20 protein-coding genes and 1 pseudogene are annotated in these 23,482 nt (G+C 71.5%); 8 read left to right on the top strand and 13 right to left on the bottom strand.

The annotated features are described in order from the left end of the window. Window positions 1-76: 76 nt before the first annotated feature. From CRYAR_RS48545 to CRYAR_RS11105, 3 genes are all read right to left on the bottom strand, one after another. Entirely contained in the window at window positions 77-442 is a 366-nt protein-coding gene (locus CRYAR_RS48545) for a Rossmann-fold NAD(P)-binding domain-containing protein (RefSeq protein ID WP_211247389.1), read from the bottom strand. Continuing rightward, window positions 349-924 carry an SDR family oxidoreductase gene (locus tag CRYAR_RS11110; protein ID WP_211247388.1) on the bottom strand — a complete coding sequence of 192 codons (576 nt, stop codon included), beginning with the start codon at window positions 922-924 and terminating at the stop codon, window positions 349-351. Before CRYAR_RS11110 ends, CRYAR_RS48545 begins: the two co-directional genes overlap by 94 nt. Before the next feature lie 75 nt (window positions 925-999). Next, window positions 1,000-1,323 (bottom strand): winged helix-turn-helix transcriptional regulator, encoded by a 324-nt coding sequence (locus tag CRYAR_RS11105; protein WP_035850362.1) that lies wholly within the window; start codon window positions 1,321-1,323, stop codon window positions 1,000-1,002. 79 nt (window positions 1,324-1,402) lie between these two features. Here CRYAR_RS11105 and CRYAR_RS11100 point away from each other — a divergent pair, with 79 nt between their 5' ends. After that, window positions 1,403-2,329, top strand: a complete 927-nt coding sequence (locus tag CRYAR_RS11100; protein WP_035850361.1) for an SRA domain-containing endonuclease — start codon at window positions 1,403-1,405, stop codon at window positions 2,327-2,329. 68 nt (window positions 2,330-2,397) lie between these two features. Here CRYAR_RS11100 and CRYAR_RS11095 read toward each other — a convergent pair whose 3' ends face one another. Then, a complete protein-coding gene (locus CRYAR_RS11095; protein WP_035850360.1) occupies window positions 2,398-3,660 on the bottom strand; it encodes a hypothetical protein in 1,263 nt (420 codons plus the stop codon). Further along, a complete protein-coding gene (locus CRYAR_RS11090; protein ID WP_035861765.1) occupies window positions 3,653-4,189 on the bottom strand; it encodes a SigE family RNA polymerase sigma factor in 537 nt (178 codons plus the stop codon). Before CRYAR_RS11090 ends, CRYAR_RS11095 begins: the two co-directional genes overlap by 8 nt. Window positions 4,190-4,329: 140 nt before the next feature. Here CRYAR_RS11090 and CRYAR_RS11085 point away from each other — a divergent pair, with 140 nt between their 5' ends. Together CRYAR_RS11085 and CRYAR_RS11080 are read left to right on the top strand one after the other, a co-directional pair. Beyond that, complete coding sequence (locus tag CRYAR_RS11085; RefSeq protein ID WP_035850358.1) at window positions 4,330-4,662, top strand: PadR family transcriptional regulator; 333 nt, start codon at window positions 4,330-4,332, stop codon at window positions 4,660-4,662. Then, window positions 4,659-6,626 carry a hypothetical protein gene (locus CRYAR_RS11080; protein WP_035850357.1) on the top strand — a complete coding sequence of 656 codons (1,968 nt, stop codon included), beginning with the start codon at window positions 4,659-4,661 and terminating at the stop codon, window positions 6,624-6,626. The genes CRYAR_RS11085 and CRYAR_RS11080 overlap by 4 nt, the downstream gene beginning before the upstream one ends. Before the next feature lie 27 nt (window positions 6,627-6,653). On the opposite strand, the gene CRYAR_RS11075 is transcribed toward CRYAR_RS11080, so the two are convergent. Both CRYAR_RS11075 and CRYAR_RS11070 read right to left on the bottom strand, forming a co-directional pair. Then, window positions 6,654-7,448 (bottom strand): alpha/beta fold hydrolase, encoded by a 795-nt coding sequence (locus CRYAR_RS11075; RefSeq protein WP_035850356.1) that lies wholly within the window; start codon window positions 7,446-7,448, stop codon window positions 6,654-6,656. A 10-nt stretch (window positions 7,449-7,458) separates the two neighbouring features. After that, window positions 7,459-8,142 carry an MFS transporter gene (locus CRYAR_RS11070; RefSeq protein WP_157017588.1) on the bottom strand — a complete coding sequence of 228 codons (684 nt, stop codon included), beginning with the start codon at window positions 8,140-8,142 and terminating at the stop codon, window positions 7,459-7,461. A 55-nt stretch (window positions 8,143-8,197) separates the two neighbouring features. On the opposite strand from CRYAR_RS11070, the gene CRYAR_RS11065 reads away from it, so the two are divergent. From CRYAR_RS11065 to CRYAR_RS11055, 3 genes are all read left to right on the top strand, one after another. Then, entirely contained in the window at window positions 8,198-8,614 is a 417-nt protein-coding gene (locus CRYAR_RS11065; RefSeq protein WP_035850352.1) for a MarR family winged helix-turn-helix transcriptional regulator, read from the top strand. Between the two features lie 74 nt (window positions 8,615-8,688). Beyond that, window positions 8,689-9,615 (top strand): alpha/beta hydrolase, encoded by a 927-nt coding sequence (locus tag CRYAR_RS46945; RefSeq protein WP_035850350.1) that lies wholly within the window; start codon window positions 8,689-8,691, stop codon window positions 9,613-9,615. Between the two features lie 14 nt (window positions 9,616-9,629). Continuing rightward, window positions 9,630-10,478 (top strand): AraC family transcriptional regulator, encoded by an 849-nt coding sequence (locus tag CRYAR_RS11055; RefSeq protein WP_157017586.1) that lies wholly within the window; start codon window positions 9,630-9,632, stop codon window positions 10,476-10,478. A gap of 11 nt (window positions 10,479-10,489) precedes the next feature. Here CRYAR_RS11055 and CRYAR_RS11050 read toward each other — a convergent pair whose 3' ends face one another. Continuing rightward, window positions 10,490-11,374, bottom strand: coding sequence for a cyclase family protein (locus CRYAR_RS11050; RefSeq protein ID WP_035850348.1), 885 nt, complete (start codon window positions 11,372-11,374; stop codon window positions 10,490-10,492). 131 nt (window positions 11,375-11,505) lie between these two features. On the opposite strand from CRYAR_RS11050, the gene CRYAR_RS11045 reads away from it, so the two are divergent. Both CRYAR_RS11045 and car read left to right on the top strand, forming a co-directional pair. Further along, window positions 11,506-13,488 carry an ATP-binding protein gene (locus tag CRYAR_RS11045; RefSeq protein ID WP_035850346.1) on the top strand — a complete coding sequence of 661 codons (1,983 nt, stop codon included), beginning with the start codon at window positions 11,506-11,508 and terminating at the stop codon, window positions 13,486-13,488. A gap of 202 nt (window positions 13,489-13,690) precedes the next feature. Further along, window positions 13,691-17,149, top strand: coding sequence for a carboxylic acid reductase (car, locus tag CRYAR_RS11040; RefSeq protein WP_035850344.1), 3,459 nt, complete (start codon window positions 13,691-13,693; stop codon window positions 17,147-17,149). Window positions 17,150-17,177: 28 nt separating this feature from the next. Here car and CRYAR_RS50655 read toward each other — a convergent pair. The 5 genes and pseudogenes from CRYAR_RS50655 to kdpB form a co-directional block, all read right to left on the bottom strand. Further along, window positions 17,178-17,420: pseudogene (locus tag CRYAR_RS50655) on the bottom strand (SDR family NAD(P)-dependent oxidoreductase); the annotation flags it as partial. 95 nt (window positions 17,421-17,515) lie between these two features. Next, window positions 17,516-18,211 (bottom strand): response regulator, encoded by a 696-nt coding sequence (locus CRYAR_RS11030; RefSeq protein ID WP_035850342.1) that lies wholly within the window; start codon window positions 18,209-18,211, stop codon window positions 17,516-17,518. Further along, window positions 18,208-20,730, bottom strand: coding sequence for an ATP-binding protein (locus CRYAR_RS11025; RefSeq protein ID WP_035850340.1), 2,523 nt, complete (start codon window positions 20,728-20,730; stop codon window positions 18,208-18,210). The genes CRYAR_RS11030 and CRYAR_RS11025 overlap by 4 nt, the downstream gene beginning before the upstream one ends. A 35-nt stretch (window positions 20,731-20,765) precedes the next feature. Then, window positions 20,766-21,350, bottom strand: coding sequence for a potassium-transporting ATPase subunit KdpC (gene kdpC, locus CRYAR_RS11020; protein WP_035850338.1), 585 nt, complete (start codon window positions 21,348-21,350; stop codon window positions 20,766-20,768). 58 nt (window positions 21,351-21,408) lie between these two features. Continuing rightward, window positions 21,409-23,481, bottom strand: a complete 2,073-nt coding sequence (kdpB, locus tag CRYAR_RS11015; RefSeq protein WP_035850336.1) for a potassium-transporting ATPase subunit KdpB — start codon at window positions 23,479-23,481, stop codon at window positions 21,409-21,411. Between the last annotated feature and the right edge of the window lies 1 nt (window position 23,482).

Raw genomic sequence — 23,482 nt, 5'->3', positions numbered from 1 at the left:
CCGCCGAACGTCGCTGGTACGGCGCGAGTTCGGGCGGGGGCCGTGCGCGCGCCGCGGGGGCGGATCGGCACGCTGGTCAGCGGAACGCGGCGGCGTGGGCGTCGGCCCAGTCGTGGAAGGTCCGGAGCGGACGGCCGATGAGCGTCGGCGCGACGTCGTCGACCTGCGAGTCGTCGTAGCCTCCGCGGCGGAAGAACTGGAAGAACGCGTCGACCATCTCCGGCGGCATCGATTCGGCCATCCGCGCCCGCGCCTGGTCGTCGGGCTCCGGCCGGAGCTGGATCGGACGGTCGAGCACGGCGCCGAGGATCGCCGCCCGCTCGCCGGGCAGCAGCGTCTCGGGCCCGGTCAGGCGGTAACTGCGGTGGTCGTGCCCCGGCGACCGGAGCACCGCGGCGGCGACCGCGGCGATGTCGTCCGGGTCGATGACGGCGATCGGCACGTCGGCGAAGGGTTCGCGCACCACGTCGCCGGACCGCAGTTGATCCACCCATTGCAGGGTGTGGACATGAAGCCGCTGGGCCGCAGCACCGTCCACGCCAGTCCGCTGTCGCGCACCGCGGCTTCCGAGACGACGTTGAAGCGGACGACCGCGTTGTCCAGGTCGCCGCCGGGGACGCAGCCGCTGGAGAGCAGCACCACACGTTCGACGCCGGCGGCGCGCAGATCGGCCAGGATGCCCGGCATGTCCGGGTAACCGGCGAGCAGGAACGCCGCCCGGACGCCGGCGTAGGCCCGGCGCAGGCCGGCGCGGTCGGTGAGGTCGGCCTCCACCGCGACGGCGCCGGCGGGCACCGGGCGCGTGGAACCCGGACGGACCAGCGCGCGGACCGGCCGCCCGGCGGCGAGCAACTGCCGGGCGAGCGCGCCGCCCACGTTGCCCGTCGCCCCGGCGACCAGGACAGCGTCGTCGTCGTGAGTCATGAGTTCCTCTCCCACCATCCGGCCACTGTGGTCAACGGTAGGAGGCGCGAGGGAACCCCGAGGTGCCCAGCGTTCTCAGCGTTCGGCGAGCTCGTCGGCGTGCGTCTCGGCCCAGGTGGTGAGCGCGGTCACCGGTACGAGCAGGGACTCGCCCAGCGCGCTCAGCGCGTAGGCACCACCACGCTGGTCCGGCCGCCGGACCAGGCCGCCGTCGACGGCCCTGGCCAGCGTCTGGGAAAGCATCTTCTTGGTGATCCCACCCGACCGTCGCCGCAGATCGGAGTACCGCTGCGGGCCGTGCGCGAGCCCCACCAGGACGACGATCATCCACGTCCCCGAGATCAACTCCAGCGCGGTGCGTGCCGGGCAGTCAGCCAGCAGAACGTCGTACTCGGTCACGGCATCTCATTCCAGGAACCAGTTCCGTGGCGCTGGAGAAAGCTCGGAATTGTCATAGGTCTGCTCTACGGTCCGATACATGCCTTGGGATCTCGGCCCCGGAGCCGAAATGACACGACGAGAGGTCCATGAGGTCGTTGGGGGCGGCTCGCGCCAGAATGGCATGACCCGTGCCGGCGGCAGTGACAATCTCCTGCTCTTCTCATCCTCGACCGGCAGCCGTTACGGCTACAACTTCGATGGTTGGAAGGCCGACGGGGTCTACCACTACACCGGTGAAGGCCAGCAAGGCGATCAGGTCTTCAAGCGGGGCAACCTCCAGTTGCGCGACCACGCCGAGCTGGGGCTACGGCCGCGGCTCTTCGAGGAAGCCGGCCGTTCCCGCGTGCGCTACGTCGGCGAGTTCCGTATCGACGAGGGCCATCCCTGGTATGCCGAGGAAGCACCGGACCGCCACGGTGACCTGCGAAAAGTTATCGTGTTTCGGCTCTTGCCCCTGGATGCGGACGCACCCGAACCGGAGCCGGTCGAGCCGGAGGCAAGCAAGCCGACCGTCAAAGACGTGCCGATGGAAGAACACCGCGCCGAAACCTTCCAGACCGAGCCCAACCGGGAACCGACGCTCGCTGAACGGCGTGAGGCGGACCTCGTCTCGCGCTACGTGGCGTTTCTCGAGGCTGCCGGGTGGAAGGTGACGCGGAAACAGATCACGCTCCCGGATCTCGGCCACGCTCTCTACACCGATCTCTTCGATCACGGGCGCTCGGAGCTCGTCGAGGCAAAGAGCTCGGCGTCACGCAACCACGTACGGCTGGCCCTGGGCCAGATTCTCGACTATGCCCGACACGTCGACCACAAATCACGAGCGGTCCTACTACCGTCAGACCCGGGCACTGACCTGGTCGAGCTTCTTCACGGTAGCGAGATCGCCTGCATCTACGAGTCCACGACGCCCGGCGTCTTCGTGCGCGTCGATCCCGGAGAGAGCACGCCGGCGAACTCATGACCGCTGCCTTACCGGCAACCTGAGGCTGCGGGCCGGAAAGCCAGTGCTCCCCGGCCCGCGGCAATCGCTCAGACCATGGCCTGGGTGTCGATCAGGAGGTACGACTCCAGCTGCCCGGTCGCGTCGGACGTCGCCCAGGCGAGCATCGGCGTCCCGCCGCCTTCGCCGATGATGCCGAGCGGCTGCCACACCGTGTCCGGCCCGCCGGCGGCGGCCGGCAACGTCAGCGTCTTCTTCGTCTGCAGGTCGTAGACGGTGCGGCCGGCGACGAACAGGAACCGATCGCGGACGACGCCGAGGGCGGGTCCGCCGTTCGCCAGCGGGCGGGCGTCCGAGCCGTCACGCCGGGCGACGACGAGGCGGTCCCCTCGTCGCCCGACGCACCACGAGAGCGAGCAGTCGACGTCGGTCCAGTCCGCCGGCAGCCGGGCCGGCCGAACCTGCCCGGTTTCGGCGTTGCGGATCGTCCGATGACCGGGCGTGCGGGCGTCGCTGAGCCACGGCCACTGCACCACGGTCATCCCGGCCGCGTCCGGCACCGTCCGGATCCGATTCTCCCCGATGCGAACCGTGCGGACCGCGCTCTCGGCCTGGCCTTTCTCTTTCGTCAACGCCGGGGTGACGATGAGCGTGTCCCCGTCGATCAAGACCCGGACCGCGCTCAGGTCGACCCCACCCGACGTGCTGATCGGCGCGCTCGACGCTTTGCGCGCCTTCCCGCCGGACGCGGGCGCGTACCAGAGGTAGACCGGAGAGTCGGGCTCCACGGCACCGGGGGGCTGGCTGATCCAGGCGATCCAGCGGGCCTCCCCCGCGTCGATCTGCTGCCCGACGACCACGACCCACTCGCCGGACGCGCTGACCGGCCGGGCCGCGCCGGTCGACGGGTTCAGCGCCCACAGATGCGCGATGCCGGGTTCGTCGCCGACCGGGGTGAGCAGCAACTGGCCGTCCGGGAGCACGCCCTCGACGTTGAACGGGTTCGGCCGGCCGTTGATCGGGATCGTGGCCGGGACAGTCCGGACGGCGTCCGGCCAGACGTCGGCGAGCGGGGCGCCGTCCTCGTAGTCGGAGTGGACGATCCGCACCGGCGGGGTGACCGGACGCATGTCCTCGTCCCCGGAGACGAGCTTGAGCACCGTGACGACGGCGGCCAGGACGATCACCACGGTGATCGCGGCCGCGAGCGTCAGCATCCGGGCGCGCGGAAGCCCGGTTCGGCGGACGCTTTCACGCAGCAGTGCTTCGCCGGCGTCCGAGACGGGTTCCGGGGCCGCGTCCGCGGCCCGGTGGAGGACCTCGGCGAGGGAGGCTTCGAACGCGTCAGGCACGGTTGCTCCTCTCGTTGTCGACGACGCCGAGCGCGGCGACCCGGTCGTCGGTCAAGTGGCTGCGTAGCCGGCGCAGACCGCGGAGGGCCTGGCTGCGGACGGTGACCCTGGTGATGCCGAGGATCTCCGCGATCTCGTCGTCGTCGAGGCCCTCGTAGTAACGGAGGACGATCACGGCGCGTTGCCGCCGGCCGAGCACCTCCAGGGCCGACCAGAGGCCGGTGTCGTCCTCCACCCGGCGTAAGCCGGGATCCCACGTGGTGCGGTCGGGCACCAGGGCGATGAGCTGCTCGCCGCGGCGGCGCCTCCACCAGCTGATGTGCAGCCGGGCCATGGTGACCCGCGCGTAGGCCTCGGGATGTTCCCGGCCCTTGCCGCGGGCCCAGGCGGTGCGGAGCCGGAGCAGTGCTTCCTGGACCAGGTCGGCGGCGGTGTGCGGATCGCCGGCCAACACGTAGCCGTACCGCAACAGCGATCGGCTGCGTTCGTTGACGAACCGCACGAACTCGTCGTCGGCGTCCCGGTCCATCCGCATCATCCCCGTCGAGCTGTCGTCCTGGTCGTTCCCCTGAACGCCGCCGTGAGCCGACCCGTTGCACGCCGGTCCCCGCGCAAAAAAACCAGACCCTATGTAGAGAACCGTTAGAGACCCTATGTAGGATTCCGGCCATGGACTCCCCGCCTCGGCTGACGACCGGCATGGCTCGGGTGCTCGCGGCCTTCCTCGACGACCCGAGCTCCGACCGCTACGGGCTGGACCTCATGCGAGCGACCGGCCAACCGAGCGGCACCCTCTACCCGATCCTGCTGCGCCTCCAGCGAGCCGGATGGGTGACCGCGACCTGGGAGGACGTCGATCCCGCTGCGGCCGGACGCCCGGCCCGGCGGTACTACCGGCTCACCCCGGAGGGCCTGGAGACCGCGCGCATCGAGCTGGCCGCGCTACGTCAGCAGCTCGGGGGTTCCGGCGCCACCGTCCGGCCGAATCCGAGGACCGTATGAACTGGCTGCTGCGCCGGGCCGCACAGCGGTGGCCGGCCGACATCCGCGACGACATGGAGCGGGAGTGGCGGGGCGAGATGGGGGCGATCGACGGCCCGGCCGCCGGGTTACGCCGGCTGACGTTCGTCGCCAGCCTGGCGTTCTCCCCACCGATTCCGGACGAGAACGGCGTGCCTCGCGGGTGGCGCGAACACGTTCCGGGGCGGGTGGGCGCGCTGAGCCCGTTCGCGGCACTGTTCCTCGCCGGCCTGGCGACGATCATCGTGCGCGGCCTGTCGAGCATGGTGTACCGCGCGGCGATGGGGCTGTTCGGCCTCGATCTGACCAGCCCGGTGTACGAGCGGGCGCTGCCGGTCACCTCGGTGGTGCCGTTCGGGTTCGCGGTTTTCGCCGGTTGGTGGCTGGCCCGCCGGACGTCGACGCCGGACAACCGGGCGTACGCGGTCTGGCCGGCGTCGACGGTGATCGTGGCGGCGGGCCTCGCGGCGACGGTTCCGGTGTGGATCCCCGTCGTCGCGGTGCTGGTCTGGGCACCGCTGATGGTCTGGGTGACACGCCGGGCCGCGGCGGCGCCGGGACGTCGTGCGATGGCGTACGCGGTGCCCGGAACGGTGGTGGCCGTCGTGCTGGCGGCCGCGGCCGTCGCGCTGCCGCTGGTTCTCACGACGGTCGTCGGACCGGCCGCGGCGCTGCGGTATCTCGTCGGGGTGCTGCCGGGACGGGCGACGTTCGCCGCGCCGACGCCCGGGAACGCCGACGAGACCCTGTACCTGCTGGTGCACGCGTCCGACGTCCTGACCCAGCTGCCGATGTTCTCGCTGCTGGTGCTGAGCTTCGGGCTCACCCGGAGCCGACGGATCCCCGCGACGCCGCCGGAGACGACGCCGGCACCGGTCCGGATCGGGCGACCGGCCGCGGCCGCCGGGCTCACCGGGCTGGCGCTCGCGGTCGTGGCCTGGGCGTACACCCTGACCGTCCTCACCCCGGCGATGCCCGGGACGGCCGCGGCGGCGCCCATGCCGGGAGGCGACGGCGAGCTCTACCTCTGGGTCGCCGAACTGCGCTGGGCGTCGATCCTGCTGGCCGCGGTGTGTCTGTTCCTCGCGGTCGTCGACCGTCCGCGTGCGGTCGCGTCGGCCGGTGTCCTGGGCGTCGCGCTTCTCGGCGCCGACGGACTGGGTGAGCGGCTCGGCGCGGAAGGGCTCGGTGCCTTCGCGCTGGCGCTGGCGGTGGGCGGGGTGGCCGCGGTCTCGGCCGCAAAACTGGCCGGACCGTCGTACCCCCATGCGGTGGTACGGCAACGGCTCACCGCCACCGCCATCGCCGCCGCCGTGTGCTGGCCGTTGCTCGGGGCGCAGTCCACGCCGCTGGTGAACCATCCGTTCCTGCCGCTCGGGCTGCCGATCCTCACCACCGCGGTGATGCTCGCGTTCGGGGTGGTCGCGGTGCTCGCGGCCCGGACCGCCCGCGGCCGGGAATCCGGGGCCGCCACGGCGCTGTTCGCCCTGGTCGCCGCGGCGCTGAGCGTTGGCTCGGGCGTGGTTCAGCACGTCTACGGCGACGAGCAGCCGGACGTCTTCCTGCTGCTCGAGATCCTCTACCTGCCGGTCGTCGCCTGGATCCTGCTGCATCGCGAAGGCAGTCGCCGGTGGACCGCGGTGGCGCGGTGGGCCGGTCTGACGCTCGTCACCCCGGCGCTCTACGCCGCTTTCGTCTACGGCGGCGTGTCCGGGCCGGCCGAGGCGCTGTTCCGGTGGAACGGGACGAGCTATCCGGCCGACGGGATCTCCCTGGTGCCCGGCTGCGCGGTGCTGGCGATCTCGGGCGCGGCCGCCGCCGCGGGGCTGCTGGTCCGCCGGGCTCGCCCGCCGCTGCCCCGGCCGCGCGCTCTGGCCCCGACGCGGTCCCGGCCGGAATCACCGGGGCCGGAGGCATCGGGGCCCCTTCCGAGCGCCGCCGGCTGACCCGCGCCGGGGCGACCGGAGAACAGGTCAGGGCTTCATCGTGGCGTGCGCGTCCGCGAAGGCCCACACGACCTCGATCAGCGCCTCGGGGGTTTCGATCTGCGGCAGGTGGCCGGTCTCCGGAAGTACGGTGAAACCCGCTCCGGGGATCGACGCGGCGTACGCGCGGCCGAAGTCGGGGTCGCCGATCCGATCGGCGTCACCCCAGACGACGAGCGCGGGGGCCGCCGCCCCGCCGAGCCGGCCGGCCAGCGTCGGGTCGGTCATCTCCCGGCCCGCGTACAGCTCGATGGCCACGCGGTTCCCGGCCATCGCCTCCCGGGCCCGCGGAGGCAGCGTCGCCGGGTCGATCCCGTACTTCGCCGGGTCGTGGTAGCTGCGCTCGGCCAGTTCGGACATCGTCAGCGAGAAGAAGTCGGCGACCGGGTGACCGGGCACCTCGATGCCCACCGCGTCGACGAGCACGTAGCTGCTGATCCGGGGCGAGTGCAGCAGCATCATCTCGGCGGTGATCCAGCCGCCGATCGAGTTGCCGACGACCGTCACGTCCTCGAGCGCCAGCTCGTCGAGCAGCGCGACGTACGTCGTGGCCAGCGCCGGGATCGAAGCGAGCGCGGCCGGGCGGGGGGTGGCGTTGAAGCCGGGGTGGATCGGGGTGAGCACCCGGGCGTGTTCGGCGTCGGAGAGCCGGTCGGCCCACGGCGTGACGGTCATCGGTCCGCCGCCGCCGTGCAGCAGCAGGAACGGGTGGCCTTCGCCGCGTTCGGTGACGGTCAGTTCGACGGTGCCGACGCCGGGGACGGTGAGCGAGTGGACGGTCACGAGGAACTCCCTAGTGGATGGTGGTACGGGGAATGGCGAACAGTGCGGCGGCCGCGGCGGCCCCGGCGGCGGTGAACCCGGGCGAGGAGAACAGCGCCGGGGGCAGGACCGGGTTGACCACCCGACGTTCCACGACGAAGACGGCGGCGAGGACGACGATGCCGATGGTCCCGGTGACCTGCCCCAGGTGGTCAGGGCGCCCTGGTTCGTCGTCGACGATCTCGCGGGACCGGAGCGGGCCGTAGGCCGCGGCGCCGACAGCGAGAAGTGCGGTCGGCACGAACAGCCATCGCCAGGACGGTACGGCGGCGGCCAGGAACGGACCGGAGCCGAGCCCGGCGACGTTGGCCGCGGCCCAGAGCGCGATGGCCTGGGTGCGGGCGGCCGGATCGGGCGCGGTGGCCGCGATCAGCGACAGCGACGCCGCCATGACCAGACCGGCACCGACACCCGCGACGGCTTGACCGACCCGGAGAAGCTGCACGCCGTCGAACCCGCCGGACAGCACCGCGCCGGTCAGCGCGACGGTGAAGGCGTCGGTCACCCACTGCAGGCTCGACGTGCCGGCGTCGGCCGTTCGGCCGATCGCACCGAGGGCGCCGTTGACCGCTGAGAACGGCAGGTAGCTGACGAGCATCGCCGCTGCGGCGAAGCCGACGGTGGTTCGCCTCCGTAACGCGGCGTCAGCGCTCATATAAGGAACCTTAGATCAGGGTCCTTAGGTACGCAACCTTGGATAGAATCGATCCATGGACGACATCCCGTTGCAGCAGGTCGGCCTGGCCGTCAAGCGCCTCCAGTGGAAGCACCACCGGGCGATGAACCGGCGGCTGGCCCCGCTCGGCGTGTCGCTGGTGCAGTGGGACACGCTCCGCCACCTGCAGGCCAACCCGGGCGCGTCGCTGCACCAGCTGGCCGAGCTCACCTTCCAGACCGACCAGTCGATGGGTGAGCTGGCAAAACGGATGGTGGATCGCGGTCTCATCGAGCGCGTCGCCGGTCCCGGACGCAAGGTCCGACACCGGCTCACTCCGGCCGGTGACGAGGTGCGACTGGCCGGCGATCAGGTGGCCGACGGTGTCTTCGCGGATTCGATCGGAAAGCTCGACGCCGAGGAGCGGGCCACGCTCTACGAATTGTTGAGCAAGGCGCTGGACGACGACTGAAATGACAGGATCAGGCAAGAAGGTGGAAATCGGAGCCCTGTCCGGTCGTCCGTCCCGGCCCTAGCGTCGACCGCATGACATCACTCGCCGACGTCGATCTGGCCGCCACCCTGGACGCGTACGCCGAAGGCCTGGCGTACGTCGCGCGATCGCCGGTGCTCCGTACGCCTGCGGACGAGGGCCTGGAGTACCAGGATCTGACCTACCCGTCAGCCGACGGTGTGCCGCTCGAGGCCTGGTTCATCCCCTGTGCGGGGTCCGACAAGCTGATCGTGGCCATGCACGCGTTCGGCTTCAGCCGCTACGGCTTCCCGTCGCACGTCGAGCCGTGGAAGTCGGCCTTCGGCCCCGGGAACGACACCGAGATCAACTTCATCCGGGACTACCAGCTGCTCCACGAGGCGGGGTACAACGTGCTCGCCTTCGACTTCCGCAATTCGGGGCGCAGCGGTGAGGCCAACGGCCGGCTGTCCCTGAGCACCCTCTTCGAGGCCCGCGACGTCGTCGGGACCATGCGCTACGTCCGGTCACACCCCGAGCTGTCCGGGATGACGCTGGGGATCTTCGCCCGCTGCATGGGGGCCAACGCCACGTTCCGGGCCCTCCACACCGACCCGGCCGAGTTCGACGACGTGCGGTGCCTGGTGGCGCCGCTGCTGCTCTCCCCGCGCGTGTACCTGGAGACCCGCCTCGAGAGCGTCGGCCTGGCCGAGTACGCCGACGAGGTCGATCACCGGTACCACCTGATCACCGGCGGCCGGCTGACCGACGGCTACACCCGCGCGTGGGCGCCCTCGGTGCTCGTGCCGACCCTGACCTACGGTGTTCACGACGACGTGATCACCAAGCCCTCGGACCTCGAGGAGACGTACGAGGCGATCGGCGCCGCGGTGAAGGACATGTTCTGGATCCACGACACCCCCAGCCGCTGGGACGGGTACAAGTGGTTCCAGCGTCACCCGGATCGCATCCTGGACTGGTTCGCGACGCATCTGGAGTGAACTACCGTACGCACGTGGGCCTGGATGAGATCAGCCGCCGGCTCGGGGACATCGCGCCCACCGCCACCACCGACGTCCCCGCGCTGGGCGTCCGGGTGCACGTCGCCACCGACGTCGCCCCACCGGCTCCGGTCATCTTCGAGCCGATGCTCTACCTGGTGTTCCAGGGCGCCAAGCGAATTCTCCTCAGCGACCGGGAGATCTCGTACGGCCCGGGCGAGCTGGTGACCACGGCCGCGCACATCCCGGCCCTGGCCGAGGTCGTCGCCGCATCGGACCGCTTCCCGTACCGGGCCCTCGAGATCCCCTTCGACCAGCAGCTGGTCACCGCCCTCATCGCGGAACTGGGAGAGCTGCCGTCGTCGCCGGCCGAATCGGTCGCGGTCAACCCGCTCCCCCGATCCGTGCTGGATCCGGTGTCGCGCCTGCTCGAGCTGGCCCACGACCCGGACGCGGCACGCGTTCTCGCCGCCGGGGTGAAGCGGGAGATCTGGTACCGCATCCTCACCGGGCCGAACGGAGGAGCGTTCGTCGAGCTGACCAGAACCCACTCCGCCTTGGGTCTCGTGCACGAGCTCACGCAGTGGATGCACGAGCACCTCCACGAACCGCTCGACGTCGGCCGCGCCGCGACGCACGCGAACATGAGCGTCACGTCGCTCTACCGCCTCTTCAAGGCCGCGACCGGCACCAGCCCCGGTTCGTACCACAAGCGACTGCGGCTGATGGAGGCCCGCCGCCGCGTGGTGGAACGATCGGACACGGTCGGGCGGATCGCGGCCGCGGTGGGGTACGCGAGCCCGTCCCAGTTCACGCGCGACTACCGCCGGGCCTTCGGCACGTCACCGACGGCGGACTTCTGACCGACGCGGCGTCAGAACACCGCGATCGGGTTCACCGGCAGGCCGGTGGTTCCGGCGATGCGTGGGACCGCGATCACGAGCTGGAACGTCCAGCGCCCCAGGCGTTGGCACATCGCGGCCAGCGCCTCCGGCTCGGCGCAGTCGACGAGCGGGATCGCGAGCCGGCCCAGCGCCAGGAAATGCAGCGCACCGGGGACGTCGTCCGGGAGCGGCGGGCGCGCGTCGCCGATGTCACCGGCGTAGACCGCGACCCCGTGATCGTGCATCCAGCGGATCGCGTCCGCGGTCATTCCCGGCTCGGGCTCCGCGCTGCCGTTGACCCGGTCCCAGCCGCCGCGGACCACGATGGCATCGCCCGGCAGCACCTCGAAACCCCCGTGGGCCGCGGCCGCGTCCAGGTCGGCGCCGGTCACCGGATGGCCGGGGTCCAGGCGGCCGCCGGGGGCCAGGTCGAGCAGCACGCCGCGGGTCTGGATCCCGTCGGCGTAGACGTCCGCGGCGCCGTGGCGGACGCCCGTGGGGCCGGAGCTGTCGGCCACGTCGACGCCGGGGTAGACCTTGCCGCCCGCGACCCAGTGACTCATGCCGTCCAGATGGGTGACCTCCGCGTGGTGGGTGGTCACGATCATCACCTCGGCCATGGCGGGTGCCCCGAACCCGGTGAACAGCATCGCGGTCTGCACCGCGGTCGTCGACGCCGTGGTGGCGCCCATCGGACCGCCGGTCAACGGGAACGGCGTGGTCACCCGGGCCAGCGACACGGTCACGCCGGTCCTGGCCTCCGCGGCGCCCCGGGCCCTGGCCTCGTCGGTGATGAGGTTGACGGCGCCCAGCTCGTCGTCGTCGCCCCACCGTCCCCAGTTGCTGGGGAAGTCGGGTGCGGTCGTGCCGTTCATGGGTCTCCTTCGATGGTGAAGTCCCCATCGTGGCGAGGGAAGGCCGGTCGCCGCCTGCCCATCCGGTGCCCAACTGCTGACCTGTTTCGCGGATCGGACCGTGCGAAATCAGGTGTTCTACGATCGTCGGCATGGCGACGCTCGGTGCGGAACTGGAGGAACTGCGGCGGCAGTCGTTCGTCGGCCGGGACGCGGAGATCGCGGTGTTCCGGGCGGCGCTGGACGCTCCGGGCGTGATCTTCGTACACGGCCAGGGCGGGGTGGGGAAGAGCACTCTGCTCGACGCGTTCGCGCGTCTGGCGGCGGAGCACGGCCACCACCCGATCCGGGTCGACGCCCGGCACCTGGCGCTCGGAGCAGCGTCTCTGCCCGCGCCGAGCGGTGAAGAGCGCCCGGTGCTGCTGATCGACACCTACGAGCTGCTGAGCCCCGTCGACGACTGGGTCCGCGAAACGTACCTGCCCGCGCTGCCGTCGAACTGTCTCGTGGTGATCGCCGGGCGCGAGGGCCCCGGGCCCCGCTGGCGTGCCGACCCGGCCTGGCGTGCGCTGCTGCGTGTCGTCACGCTGGGCAACCTGCCCGGCGAGGACGGGCGCGTGTGGCTGGCCGCTCAGGGGTTACCCGCCGAGACGCAGGACCGGCTGCTGACGATCAGCCGCGGCCATCCGCTCACGCTGTCCCTGCTGATCGACGCGGTGCGCCGGGGAGCCGACCCGCGTGCCCTCGGCGACGTTCCCGACGTGGTGGGCGCGCTGATCGAGCGGATCGTCGGCGAGGCTCCGAGCCCGCGGCACCGGATGGCGCTGGAGGTGTGCGCGCACGCGCCGGTCACGACCGAGGACCTCCTGCGCATGATGATCGGCGGCGACGTCAGCGAACTGTTCGCCTGGTTGCGGAGCCGGACGTTCGTCGAGGAGAGCGCGCACGGGCTGCATCCGCACGACGTGGTCCGTGAGGTTCTCGACGCCGACCTGCGCTGGCGGGACCCCGACCGGTACGCCGACCTGCACCGTCGCAAGCTCGCCGCGTTCCAGCGCCAGGTCGGAGCGCTGACCGGCGAACGCGAACGCGTGCAACTGCTCGTGCGGACGGTCGTTCTGAACGGCGTCCGCTCCGGGCTCGAGGCGTTGAGCACGTTGGCGCCGCCGATGCAGGTCTCCGCGGACACGCTGACGCCGGACGACCGGGCACCGATCGTCGCGATGACCGCTGAATGGCACGGTGCCGAGCAGGCCGGGCTGGCGGCGTACTGGATGGAACGTCGTCCCGCGGATTTCCGGGTGTTCCGCACCGCTACCGGCGAACTGTGCGGCTACACCGCCTGCCTCGACGTGACCGAGGCCGACCTCGGCGCTGACCCGGGCGTGGACGCGATGTGGCTGTACGCGTCGAAATCCGGCGCGCCCCGAGCCGGCGAACGCGTCCGGATCTGGCGGTTCTTCCTCGATCGTGAGCAGGGCCAACGCCCCTCGCCGGCGCTGACCCTGTTCGTCGCCTACCAGATGCTGGACATCATTCAGCTACCCGACGACATGGCGTGGACGTTCGTCGCCGCGCTCGAGAACGCCGAGCTGTGGACGCCCACGATGGATTTCCTGGACTTCTGGTCCGCTCCCGAGGCTGACTTCACGGTCGGCGGATCGCGCTACCCGGTGTACGCCCACGATTGGCGACGGGCCGGGGTCACGGAATGGACCGAGGTCCTCCACGCCCGCCAGCTGGGCGCGCCGGCCCGCCCCGCCGCGCGGAGCATCGACGAACCGGTGCTGACCCGATCCGAGTTCACCGACGCCGTCCGCTCCGCCGTGCGCGGTTTGCACGCCCCGGACCAGTTGCGCCGGAACCCGCTGCTGCGCTCACGCATGATCCGCCGGAACACACGCGCCGGCCGGACTCCGGTCGACACGCTCGTGGAGATGATCGAGGCGGGGATCGGAGCCTTGCCGGACGACGCGAGCGAGCTGATGACCCGGACCTTCCTGCGGCCGACCGTCGCCCAGGACCGTCTCGCCTCCGAGCTGCATCTGTCGTTCAACACCTACCGCCGCCACCGGGACCGCGCGATCGCCTCGCTCGCTTCGTCGCTGTGGCAGCACGAAACCGGCAATCACTGATCCCGGCGACGTCGCTCGCAGTCTCCCGCCTCGGGCCCGCACCCGCCCGAACACGGGGTCCGCCCGGCCCGGGTCGGAGAAGTAGGCATACGTTGCCGAGGCGTCCGGCCGGACGGTGAGGCACCGTGGACACGTACCGTCAGGAGCACCAAGCCTTCACACTGTCCACTCCGACCACGGCGATCGGCCGTCGAGGTAGCTGATGACGCACACCGACCAGGGCGACGTGACAACGGTTGCCGAGCGACGAGCCCTTCTGCTGGAGCAGGACGAACAGTTCGCTTCGGCCGTACCGGACGACCACGTCACGGCGCTCGTCCGGCAACCGACGATGTCGCTCGAAGCCGTCGTCGCCACGGTGATGGCGGGTTATGCGCAGAGGCCGGCCTACGGCGAGCGCGCGACCGAAGCCGTGCTCGATCCGGCGACCGGCCGGACCACCCGGCGCCTGCTGCCCCGGTTCGACACGGTCAGCTACGGCGAGCTCTGGCGGCGGGCCGGTGCGCTGGCCGCGGCCTGGCACCACGACGAGCACGAGCCGATCCGGCCCGGCGAGTTCGTGGCGACGCTGGGCTCCACCGGCGGTGACTACGCCACCGTCGAGCTCGCGCTCATCCGGGTCGGCGCGGTCGGTGTGCCGTTGCCGGGGGGATCGGCCCCCGGGCAGTTGCTGCCGCTCGTCCACGAGACGGCGCCCCGGGTCCTGGCCGTCGACGTGGAACACCTGGGCACCGCGGCGGACATCGTCGAGTCCGGTACGTCGGTGCGGCGGTTGGTGGTTTTCGCGCACCACGCCGACGTGGACGACGAACGGGAGCGGATCGACGCGCTCCGCGAGCGCGTAGCCGGTCACGGCGTCGTCGTGGAGACGCTGCCGGAGGTGCTCGGCCGCGGCGCCGCTCTCCCCCCGGCGCCGTCACCACCGGCCGACGACGATCGGCTCGCCCTGGTCATCTACACGTCGGGGACGACCGGTTCGCCCAAGGGCGCGATGTACACCGCGCGGCTGATCGCCGAACTCTGGCGCGGCTTCTTCCCGGAGCGTCCCGGGCTCCCGCTGATCGACGTCGGTTTCCTGCCGATGAGCCATCTCGCCGGCCGCGCCGTGCTGTTCAGCACGCTGGCTCGGGGCGGAACGACGTTCTTCGTGGCCCGCAGCGACCTCTCGACGCTGTTCGACGACTTCGCGCTCGTCCGGCCGACCGTTCTCCTGCTCGTCCCCCGCATCTGCGAGGCGATTTCGCAGCAGTACCAGCTCCTGGCCGACGACCGCGCCGACGAGCGCGAGGCCGGGCGGGTGCTCCGCGAGGACGTGCTCGGCGGGCGCGTCCTGTGGGCCGTCTGCGGTTCGGCCCCGCTCTCCGCGCAGCTGGCGGCGCTCGTCTCCTCGGTGCTCGGGACGAAGCTGTCCGACGGGTACGCCTCGACCGAGGCCGGCGCGGTGCTCTTCGACGGCCGGGTGATGCGGGAGCACGTGCTCGACTACCGGCTCGAGGACGTGCCTGACCTGCACTACTTCGGCACCGACCGCCCCCATCCGCGGGGGGAACTGCTGATCCGGTCGGCCACGCTCTTCCCGGGCTACTACCACCGTCCCGACGCGACCGCGGAGGTCTTCACCGCGGACGGATTCTTCCGCACCGGCGACATCGTCGCCGAGGTGGGGCCGGACGAACTGGTCTACCTGGACCGCCGCAAGAACCTGCTCAAGCTGTCCCAGGGCGAGTTCGTCGCGATCGCCCACCTGGAGGCGGTGTTCGCGGCCGGGCCGGTGATCCAGCAGATCTATCTCTACGGCAACAGCGAGCGCTCGTACCTGCTCGCCGTCGTCGTGCCGACCGCCGAGGTGCTGACCCGGACCGGAGGCGACCCGGAGCGGGTCGCCGCGCTGGTGCGTGACTCGTTACGGGAGACGGGCCGGGTCGAAGGGCTCGAGGGGTACGAGATCCCCCGGGACTTCCTGCTCGAGACCGAGCCGTTCACCACCGGGAACGGACTGCTGTCCGGCGTCCGCAAACTCGTGCGATCCAAGCTGCAGGAACGCTACGGCGGACGGCTCGAGCGCCGCTACGAGGAACTCGCGCGGCACGAGTCCGACGAGATCCGGCGGCTGCGCAGCGACGGTCCCCGGCAGCCGGCACTCGACACCGTGCTGACCGCCGCCCGCGCGGTCCTGAGCGCTCCGGCCGATGACCTGGACCCGGCGGCCCGGTTCGCCGACCTCGGCGGTGACTCGGTGTCGGCCGTCCGGCTGTCGGCCCTGCTGGGCGAGGTGTACGGGTTCGCCGTCCCGGTGGCCGAGATCATCAGCCCGGTCAACGACCTGAAGGCGCTGGCGACGTCCATCGAGCGGCATCGCGGGGAGGGCGGCGGACGTCCGACCGCCGTCACCGTCCACGGAGCGGGAGCCACCGAGGTGCGGGCCGGCGACCTGACCCTGGACCAGTTCCTCGGCCCGGACGTCACGCGAACCCCGGCACCACCGGCCGACGTCCCGCGTACCGTGCTGCTGACCGGCGCGAACGGCTATCTCGGCCGCTTTCTCGCGCTCGAGTGGCTCCGCCGTCTCCACCCGGTCGGCGGAAAGCTCGTCTGCGTGATCCGGGCCGGTGACGACGCGGCCGCGCGGGCCCGGCTGGACGCGGCGTTCGGCGCGGCCGACACCGAAGCGTCCCGGCAGTACCGGACGTACGCCGACGCCACGCTGACGGTCGTGGCCGGCGATCTCGGCGAACCCCGTTTCGGGCTCGGAGCCGGCGCCTGGCGGGAGCTCGCCGAGAACGTCGACGTCGTCGTGCACGCCGGCGCGCTCGTCAACCACGTGCTTCCCTACTCCCAGCTGTTCGCCCCGAACGTGCTGGGCACGGCGGAGGTGATCCGGCTCGCGGTGACCGGGAAGCTCAAGCCGGTCACGTACGTGTCCACGGTCGGCGTGGTGACCGGCTCCGAGCCGGAATCCGCCGACATCCGCGTCACCGATCCGGTCCGTCGGCTGGACGAGGGCTACGCGAACGGCTACACCACCAGCAAGTGGGCCGGGGAAGTGCTGCTCCGAGAGGCTCACGACACGTACGGACTGCCGGTGGCGACGTTCCGGCCCGGGCTCGTGCTGGCCCACCGCCGCTATCCCGGGCAGCTGAACGTCCCCGACATGTTCACCCGTCTGCTGCTGAGTGTGGCGATGACCGGGCTGGCCCCGCGATCGTTCCCGCCGCTGGCCACGCCCGCGCACTACGGCGGTCTGCCCGTGGACTTCGTGGCCGAGTTCATCGCTGCCCTCGGCGCCGGCCCGGCGCCCGGGTTCGAGACCTACAACATGATGAGCCCTCAGCCGGCGGGGTCGTCGCTCGACACCTACGTCGACTGGCTCGCCGGAGCCGGATACCCGATCACCCGGATCGACGACTACGGCGAGTGGCTCGAACGCTTCGAGGCCGCGTTGCGGGGTCTGCCCCGGCCGCGCCGGCAGCAGTCCCTGCTCCCCCTGCTGCCGGCGTTCGCCGTCACCACCGGGCCGGTCGCCGCCCCGCCCGTTTCCACCGACCACTTCCGGGACGCGGTCCGGAAGGCCGGGTCGGGGGTGAAGGGAGAAGTCCCGCCCGTGACCGCCGAGCTGATCCGGAAGTACCTGGCCGATCTGACCCGACTCGGCCTGCTCTGACCGGCGGTCAGCCGTAGAAGTCGGCCGGGTCGGCGGCGAGGGAAGCGAGGTGCACGGCGGTGACGAGCGTCCTCTGGGCGGCCAGCTCGAGCCGGACGCCGTTGGTGAGGTTCCACTCGGCAGCTTTCGCGACCCCGTAGGCGGTGTGCCCGGGATAGTTGAACCAGGACATCGCGGACAGCACGTTGAGGATCGCCCCGCCGGCCAGTTGCGGCGCGAAGGCCCGGATCATGCCGAGCGTGCCCCAGAAGTGGGTGTCGAGCTCCGGCCGGCGGGCGGTGGCATAGAAGTTCGCGCCGCTGACGTCAGAGGCAAGTCTCGCGCCCGACTCGGCCGGAGCCGCGCACCCGAGGCAGTGACCACTGTTCAGCCCGTGGAGCGGCGGCGGTCGGGTTCGAAGCGGTAGCCCATGCCGGCTTCGGTGAGCAGATACCGCGGGCGCGCCGGGTCGGGTTCGAGCTTCCGGCGCAACTGGGCCACGTACACCCGCAAATAGTTCGACTCCTGTTTGTACGCGCTCCCCCACACGTCGTTCAGCAACTGTTTGTGGCTGACCAGCCGGCCGGGATTGCGGATGAGCACCTCGAGCAGGCCCCACTCGGTGGGCGTCAGCCGCACGTCGTGGTCGCCGGCCGTGACGCGTTTGGCGGCCAGGTCGACGGTGAACGCGTCGGTCGTCACGACCAGCGCGTCCGGCGCGGGGGTGGCGCGGCGCAGTGCGGCGCGCAGGCGGGCGAGCAGCTCCTCCATGCCGAACGGCTTGGTGACGTAGTCGTCGGCGCCGGCGTCGAGTGCCAGCACCTTGTCGTCGGTCGTGTGGCGTGCCGAGAGCACCACGATGGGGCCGTCGTACCAGGGCCGCAGCCCCTCGATGACTTCGATGCCGTCGAGGTCGGGCAGGCCGAGATCGAGCAGGATCAGCTCGGGGTGTCGCCGCGCCGCGGTCTGGAGTGCGGCCGCACCGGTGGGTGCGGTGTCGACCTCGTAGCCCCGGGCGCGCAGCGTGATGCGCAGGGCCCGCAGGAGTTGCGGCTCGTCGTCGACCACCAGGATTTTGGTCATGGGGCCGTGACGGGAACGGCCGGCCGAGCGGTCGGCAGGGACACCACCATCGTGAGGCCGCCGCCCGGTGTGTCCTCGGGCTCGAGCGTGCCGCCGACGGTCTCGACGAAACCCCGGGCGACGGCGAGGCCCAGACCGACGCCGTTCCCGGTCGGACGGTCGCCGAGGCGTTGGAAGGGGGCGAAGATCCGGTCCCGGTCCGGCTCGGGGATGCCGGGCCCGGTGTCCACGACCCGGATCTCGACGCGATCGGCGTGCGCACTCGCACGGATCGCCACCGGCGCCCCGGCGCCGTGCCGGACGGCGTTGCTGACGAGGTTGGCCAGCGCACGCTCGAGCAGGCCGGGGTCGGTGCGGACGGGAGGTAGCGCCTCGGAGATCTCGACCCGGATCTCCGGTGCGGGCCAGCCGTTGCGCCGGTCCGCGCCGGCGATCGCGCCGGGCACGACCTCCTCCAGGCTGACCGTGCGGCGCAGGGGGTTGATCCCGCCGGTCTGCAGCCGGCTCATGTCGAGCAGGTTGTCGATGAGGCCGCCGAGCTGGTCGGCGGATTCGTCGATCGTCGCGTGCAGCTCGTCGACGTCCTCGGCGTCGAGGGTGACGGTCGGCAGGCGCAGGGCGGTGGCGGCGGCTTTGATCGAGGCGAGCGGTGTCCGCAGGTCGTGGCTCACCGCGGCGAGCAGAGCGGTGCGCATCGTGTTTCCTTCGGCCAGCTCGGCGGCCTCGGCGGCCTGCGCCGAGAGACGGGCCTGACGCATCGCCACGACGGCCTGGGCCGCGAAGGCGGCGAGCACCCGGCGGTCGGAAGCGGCGAGCCGACGCCCGCGCAGCACGAGGTGCAGGGTGTCGGTGACCGGCATGTCGGTGTCGCCCTCGTCGATGTCCGCGCACGGGACCGCGCCGGCGCACCCGACCACGTTCCAGCGGCTGTCGACCCGTTCGAGCAGCGTGACCGAGTCCTGGCCGAACGCGTCGCGCACCTGGGTGAGCAACGCGTCGAGCGCGCGCTCGCCATTGAGCACACCCCGGCTGAGCGCGGAGAGCATCTCGGCTTCGGCCTGCGCCCGGGAGGCCTGCCGGGCGCGCCGCGCGGAGAGGTCCACGACGGCCGCCACGGCCAAGGCGACCAGGATGAACACGGCGAGCGCGATGAGGTTGTCGAACTCGGCGATCGTGAAGGTCCGCACCGGTGGGGTGAAGTAGAAGTTGACGAGCAACGTCCCGACGGCGGCCGCGAACACGGCCGGGTAGCCGCCGCCGACGAGCGCGACCGCGACCACGGCGCCGAGGTAGAGCAGCAGCTCGCTGGACAGGTCGAGGTGGCCTTCGGCGAGGGTGAGGACGAACGTCAGCAGCGGAAGACCGAGGGCCGCGATCGCGAACCCGTACCAGCGGCGGCGCGCGGTCAGGCCGCCGGTGAGCCGGGGCAGGTGCGGCCGGCGCGCCCCGGCGGCCTGGGAGTGCGTGACCATGTGGACGTCGATCGGCCCGGACGCGGCGACCACCTGCGTCCCGATTCCCTCGGACAGCGCTCGCTGCCAGCGCGGACGGCGGCTGGTGCCGAGCACCAGCTGGGTCGCGTTCGCGCCGCGCGCGAAGTCGAGCAGCGCGCTGGGGACGTCGTCGCCGACGACGGCGTGGAAGGTGCCGCCGAGGTCCTCGACGAGGTCGCGCTGCCGCTCGATGCGGGCGGGGTCGACGTCGGCGAGGCCGTCGCTGCGTGAGACGTGGACCGCGAGCAGGTCGCCGGTCTGGCTGCGCGCGGCGATGCGGGCGGCGCGGCGGATCAGCGTGTCGCCCTCGGGGCCTCCGGTCACCGCGACGACGATCCGTTCCCGGGCTTCCCACACCCCGTGGATGTCGTGTTCGTCGCGGTACCTCCGGAGCGCCTCGTCGACCTTGTCGGCGGTCCAGAGCAGCGCGAGCTCACGCAGCGCGGTGAGGTTGCCGACCCGGAAGTAGTTGCCGAGGGCGGCGTCGATCTTGTCGGCTTGGTAGATGTTGCCGTGGGCCATCCGGCGGCGCAGGGCGTCCGGCGCCATGTCGACGAGTTCGACCTGGTCGGCGGCGCGCACGACGGCGTCCGGGACGGTCTCGCGCTGCGGAACGCCGGTGATCGTCTGGACGACGTCGTTGACCGATTCCAGGTGCTGGACGTTGACCGTGGACAGGACGTCGATACCGGCGTCGAGCAGCGCCTCGACGTCCTGCCACCGCTTGCCGCCCCGGGCCTTGGTGTGGGCGAGTTCGTCGACCAGCACGATCTCCGGGCGCCGGGCGAGGACCGCGTCGAGGTCCATCTCCTCGAACTGGGCACCCCGGTAGGTGATGCTCCGGCGCGCCACGACCTCGAGGTCCCGGATCTGGGCCGCGGTCTCGGCCCGGCCGTGCGTCTCGACGAACCCGACGACGACGTCGGCTCCCCGCTCCGCACGACGCCGGCCTTCTTCGAGCATCTTGAACGTCTTGCCGACTCCGGGGGCGGCCCCGAGGTAGATCCGCAGTACTCCGCGTCCCATGGTGTCTCCTTTCGTGATCGGGGCCGCCGTGGTGGTCAGAGCTGGTCGAGGGCGATGTTCAGTTCGAGGACGTTGACGCGGTCCTCTCCGAGGAAGCCGAGGATGCGGCCCTGGGTGTGCTCGTCGACGAGCTTTCGCACCTCGTCGACGGACAGGCCGCGGGCGTCGGCGACCCGGTTGACCTGCTGGCGGGCGTACTCGGGGCTGATGTGCGGGTCGAGGCCGCTGCCCGAGGCGGTCAGCGCGTCCGGGGCGACGTCGGCCGGGGCCACGCCGTCGAACTCGGCGACCGCAGCCCGGCGCTCGTCCACGGCCTTGACCTGGTCCTCGGCGTTGGGGCCGAGGTTCGACGCGCCGGACGCCAGCGGGTCGTAGCTGCCGGCGGACGGGCGCGGCTGGAACCACTGCTTCAGCGGGTTGCCGTCGGCGTCGGTGAAGGACTGGCCGAGCAGGCTGGAGCCGTGCGCGGTCATCGAGCCGTTGGCCTGGTCGTGGAACACGACCTGGGAGACGCCGGTCATCAGCAGCGGGTAGGCGAGGCCGAGGACGACCGTGAACAGGAGGAGGGCTCGGACCGCCGCGCCGTACTGCCGGACCGCGGCCGGTGCTCGTGATGCCATGAGGAGATTTCTTCTTTCGAGCGTGGTGCCCGGGGCCGTGCGGCCCCGGGCGGCGGGGTCAGGAGAGGCCGGGGATGAACTGGACGACGAGGTCGATGAGCTTGATCCCGATGAACGGGACGATCAGCCCACCCAGCCCGTAGACCAGCAGGTTGCGGCGGAGCATCGACGACGCGGACGACGGCGTGTAGCGCACTCCGCGCAGCGCCAGCGGGATCAGCGCGATGATGACGAGCGCGTTGAAGATGACCGCGGAGACGATCGCCGACTCCGGTGAGTGCAGCCGCATGATGTTCAGCGTGTCGAGGCTCGGGTAGGCGACCACGAACATCGCCGGGATGATCGCGAAGTACTTCGCGACGTCGTTGGCGATCGAGAACGTGGTCAGCGCGCCCCGGGTGATCAGCAGCTGCTTGCCGATCTCGACGATCTCGATGAGCTTGGTCGGGTTGGAGTCGAGGTCGACCATGTTGCCGGCCTCCTTCGCGGCCGACGTCCCGGAGTTCATCGCGACACCGACGTCCGCGGCCGCCAGCGCCGGGGCGTCGTTGGTGCCGTCGCCGGTCATCGCGACGAGCTTGCCGCCCTCCTGCTCGGTCTTGATCAGCCGCATCTTGTCCTCGGGCGTGGCCTCGGCGAGGAAGTCGTCGACGCCGGCCTCCTCGGCGATCGCCTTCGCGGTGAGGGGGTTGTCGCCGGTGATCATCACCGTGCGGATGCCCATCCGGCGCAGCTCGTCGAACCGTTCCTTCATGCCGCTCTTGACGACGTCCTTGAGCCGGATGACGCCGAGCGCCCGGGCGGGTTCGTCGCCGACCTTCTCGGCGACGACCAGCGGGGTGCCGCCTTCCGCCGAGATCGCGTCCACCGTCGAGCCGACCTCGGAACCCGGCTGCCCGCCGTTGTCGCGGACCCACTTCAGCACGGCCGACGCGGCGCCCTTGCGAATCATCCGATCGGGAAGATCGACACCGGACATCCGGGTCTCGGCCGTGAACGGCACGAACGTGGCGCTGGCGACCAGACCCTCCTCGCGCTCCCGCAGCGCGTACTCGTTCTTCGCCAGCACCACGATCGAGCGGCCCTCGGGCGTCTCGTCGGCGAGGCTGGAGAGCTGCGCGGCGTCGGCGATCTCCATCGGCGCCACCTCCCCGACTCCGATGAACTCGGTCGCCTCCCGGTTGCCCAGGGTGATCGTGCCGGTCTTGTCCAGCAGCAACGTGTTGACGTCACCGGCGGCCTCGACCGCGCGGCCGGACATCGCGAGCACATTACGCTGCACGAGCCGGTCCATGCCGGCGATGCCGATCGCGGAGAGCAGCGCGCCGATCGTCGTCGGGATGAGGCAGACGACCAGGGCCACCAGAATGATCAGGGGCTGCTCCGCGCCGGCGTAGGCGGCGAACGGCTGGAGCGTCGCGACCGCGAGCAGGAAGACGATCGTGAGGCTCGCGAGCAGGATGTTGAGCGCGATCTCGTTCGGCGTCTTCTGCCGGGACGCGCCTTCGACGAGCGCGATCATCCGGTCGATGAAGCTCTCGCCGGCCTTCGCGGTGATCTTGACGACGATCCGGTCGGAGAGCACCCGGGTGCCGCCGGTGACCGCGCTGCGGTCGCCGCCGGACTCCCGGATCACCGGCGCGGACTCGCCGGTGATCGCCGACTCGTCGACGCTCGCGACGCCCTCGACGACGTCGCCGTCGCCGGGGATGAGCTGCCCGGCCTCGACGACGACCAGGTCACCGGGGACCAGCGAGGTGGCCGGTACCTCCTCGCCGGTCACCCGCCGCGCCACCGTCTCGGTCTTGGTGCGGCGCAGCGTCTCGGCCTGGGCCTTGCCGCGCCCTTCGGCGACGGCCTCGGCGAGGTTCGCGAACACGACGGTCAACCACAGCCAGACCGCGACGACGATCGAGAAGACGCTCGGGTCGACGATCGCGAAGACCGTGGAGATGACCGAGCCGATCTCGACGACGAACATGACCGGCGTGCGGACCATGACCCGCGGGTCGAGTTTCTTGACCGCGTCCGGGAGGGAGGTGAGCAGCAGCTTCGGGTCGAGCAGACCGTTCGCGACCCGGCGGGGTGGTGACGGCGGGGTCTGGACCGGGGGTTCCTGGATGAGAGTCATG

This window comes from Cryptosporangium arvum DSM 44712 (genome assembly GCF_000585375.1).
Taxonomy (GTDB): domain Bacteria; phylum Actinomycetota; class Actinomycetes; order Mycobacteriales; family Cryptosporangiaceae; genus Cryptosporangium; species Cryptosporangium arvum.
Note: the sequence above shows the minus strand (reverse complement) of the source record. Positions and strands in the feature narration are given on the sequence as shown.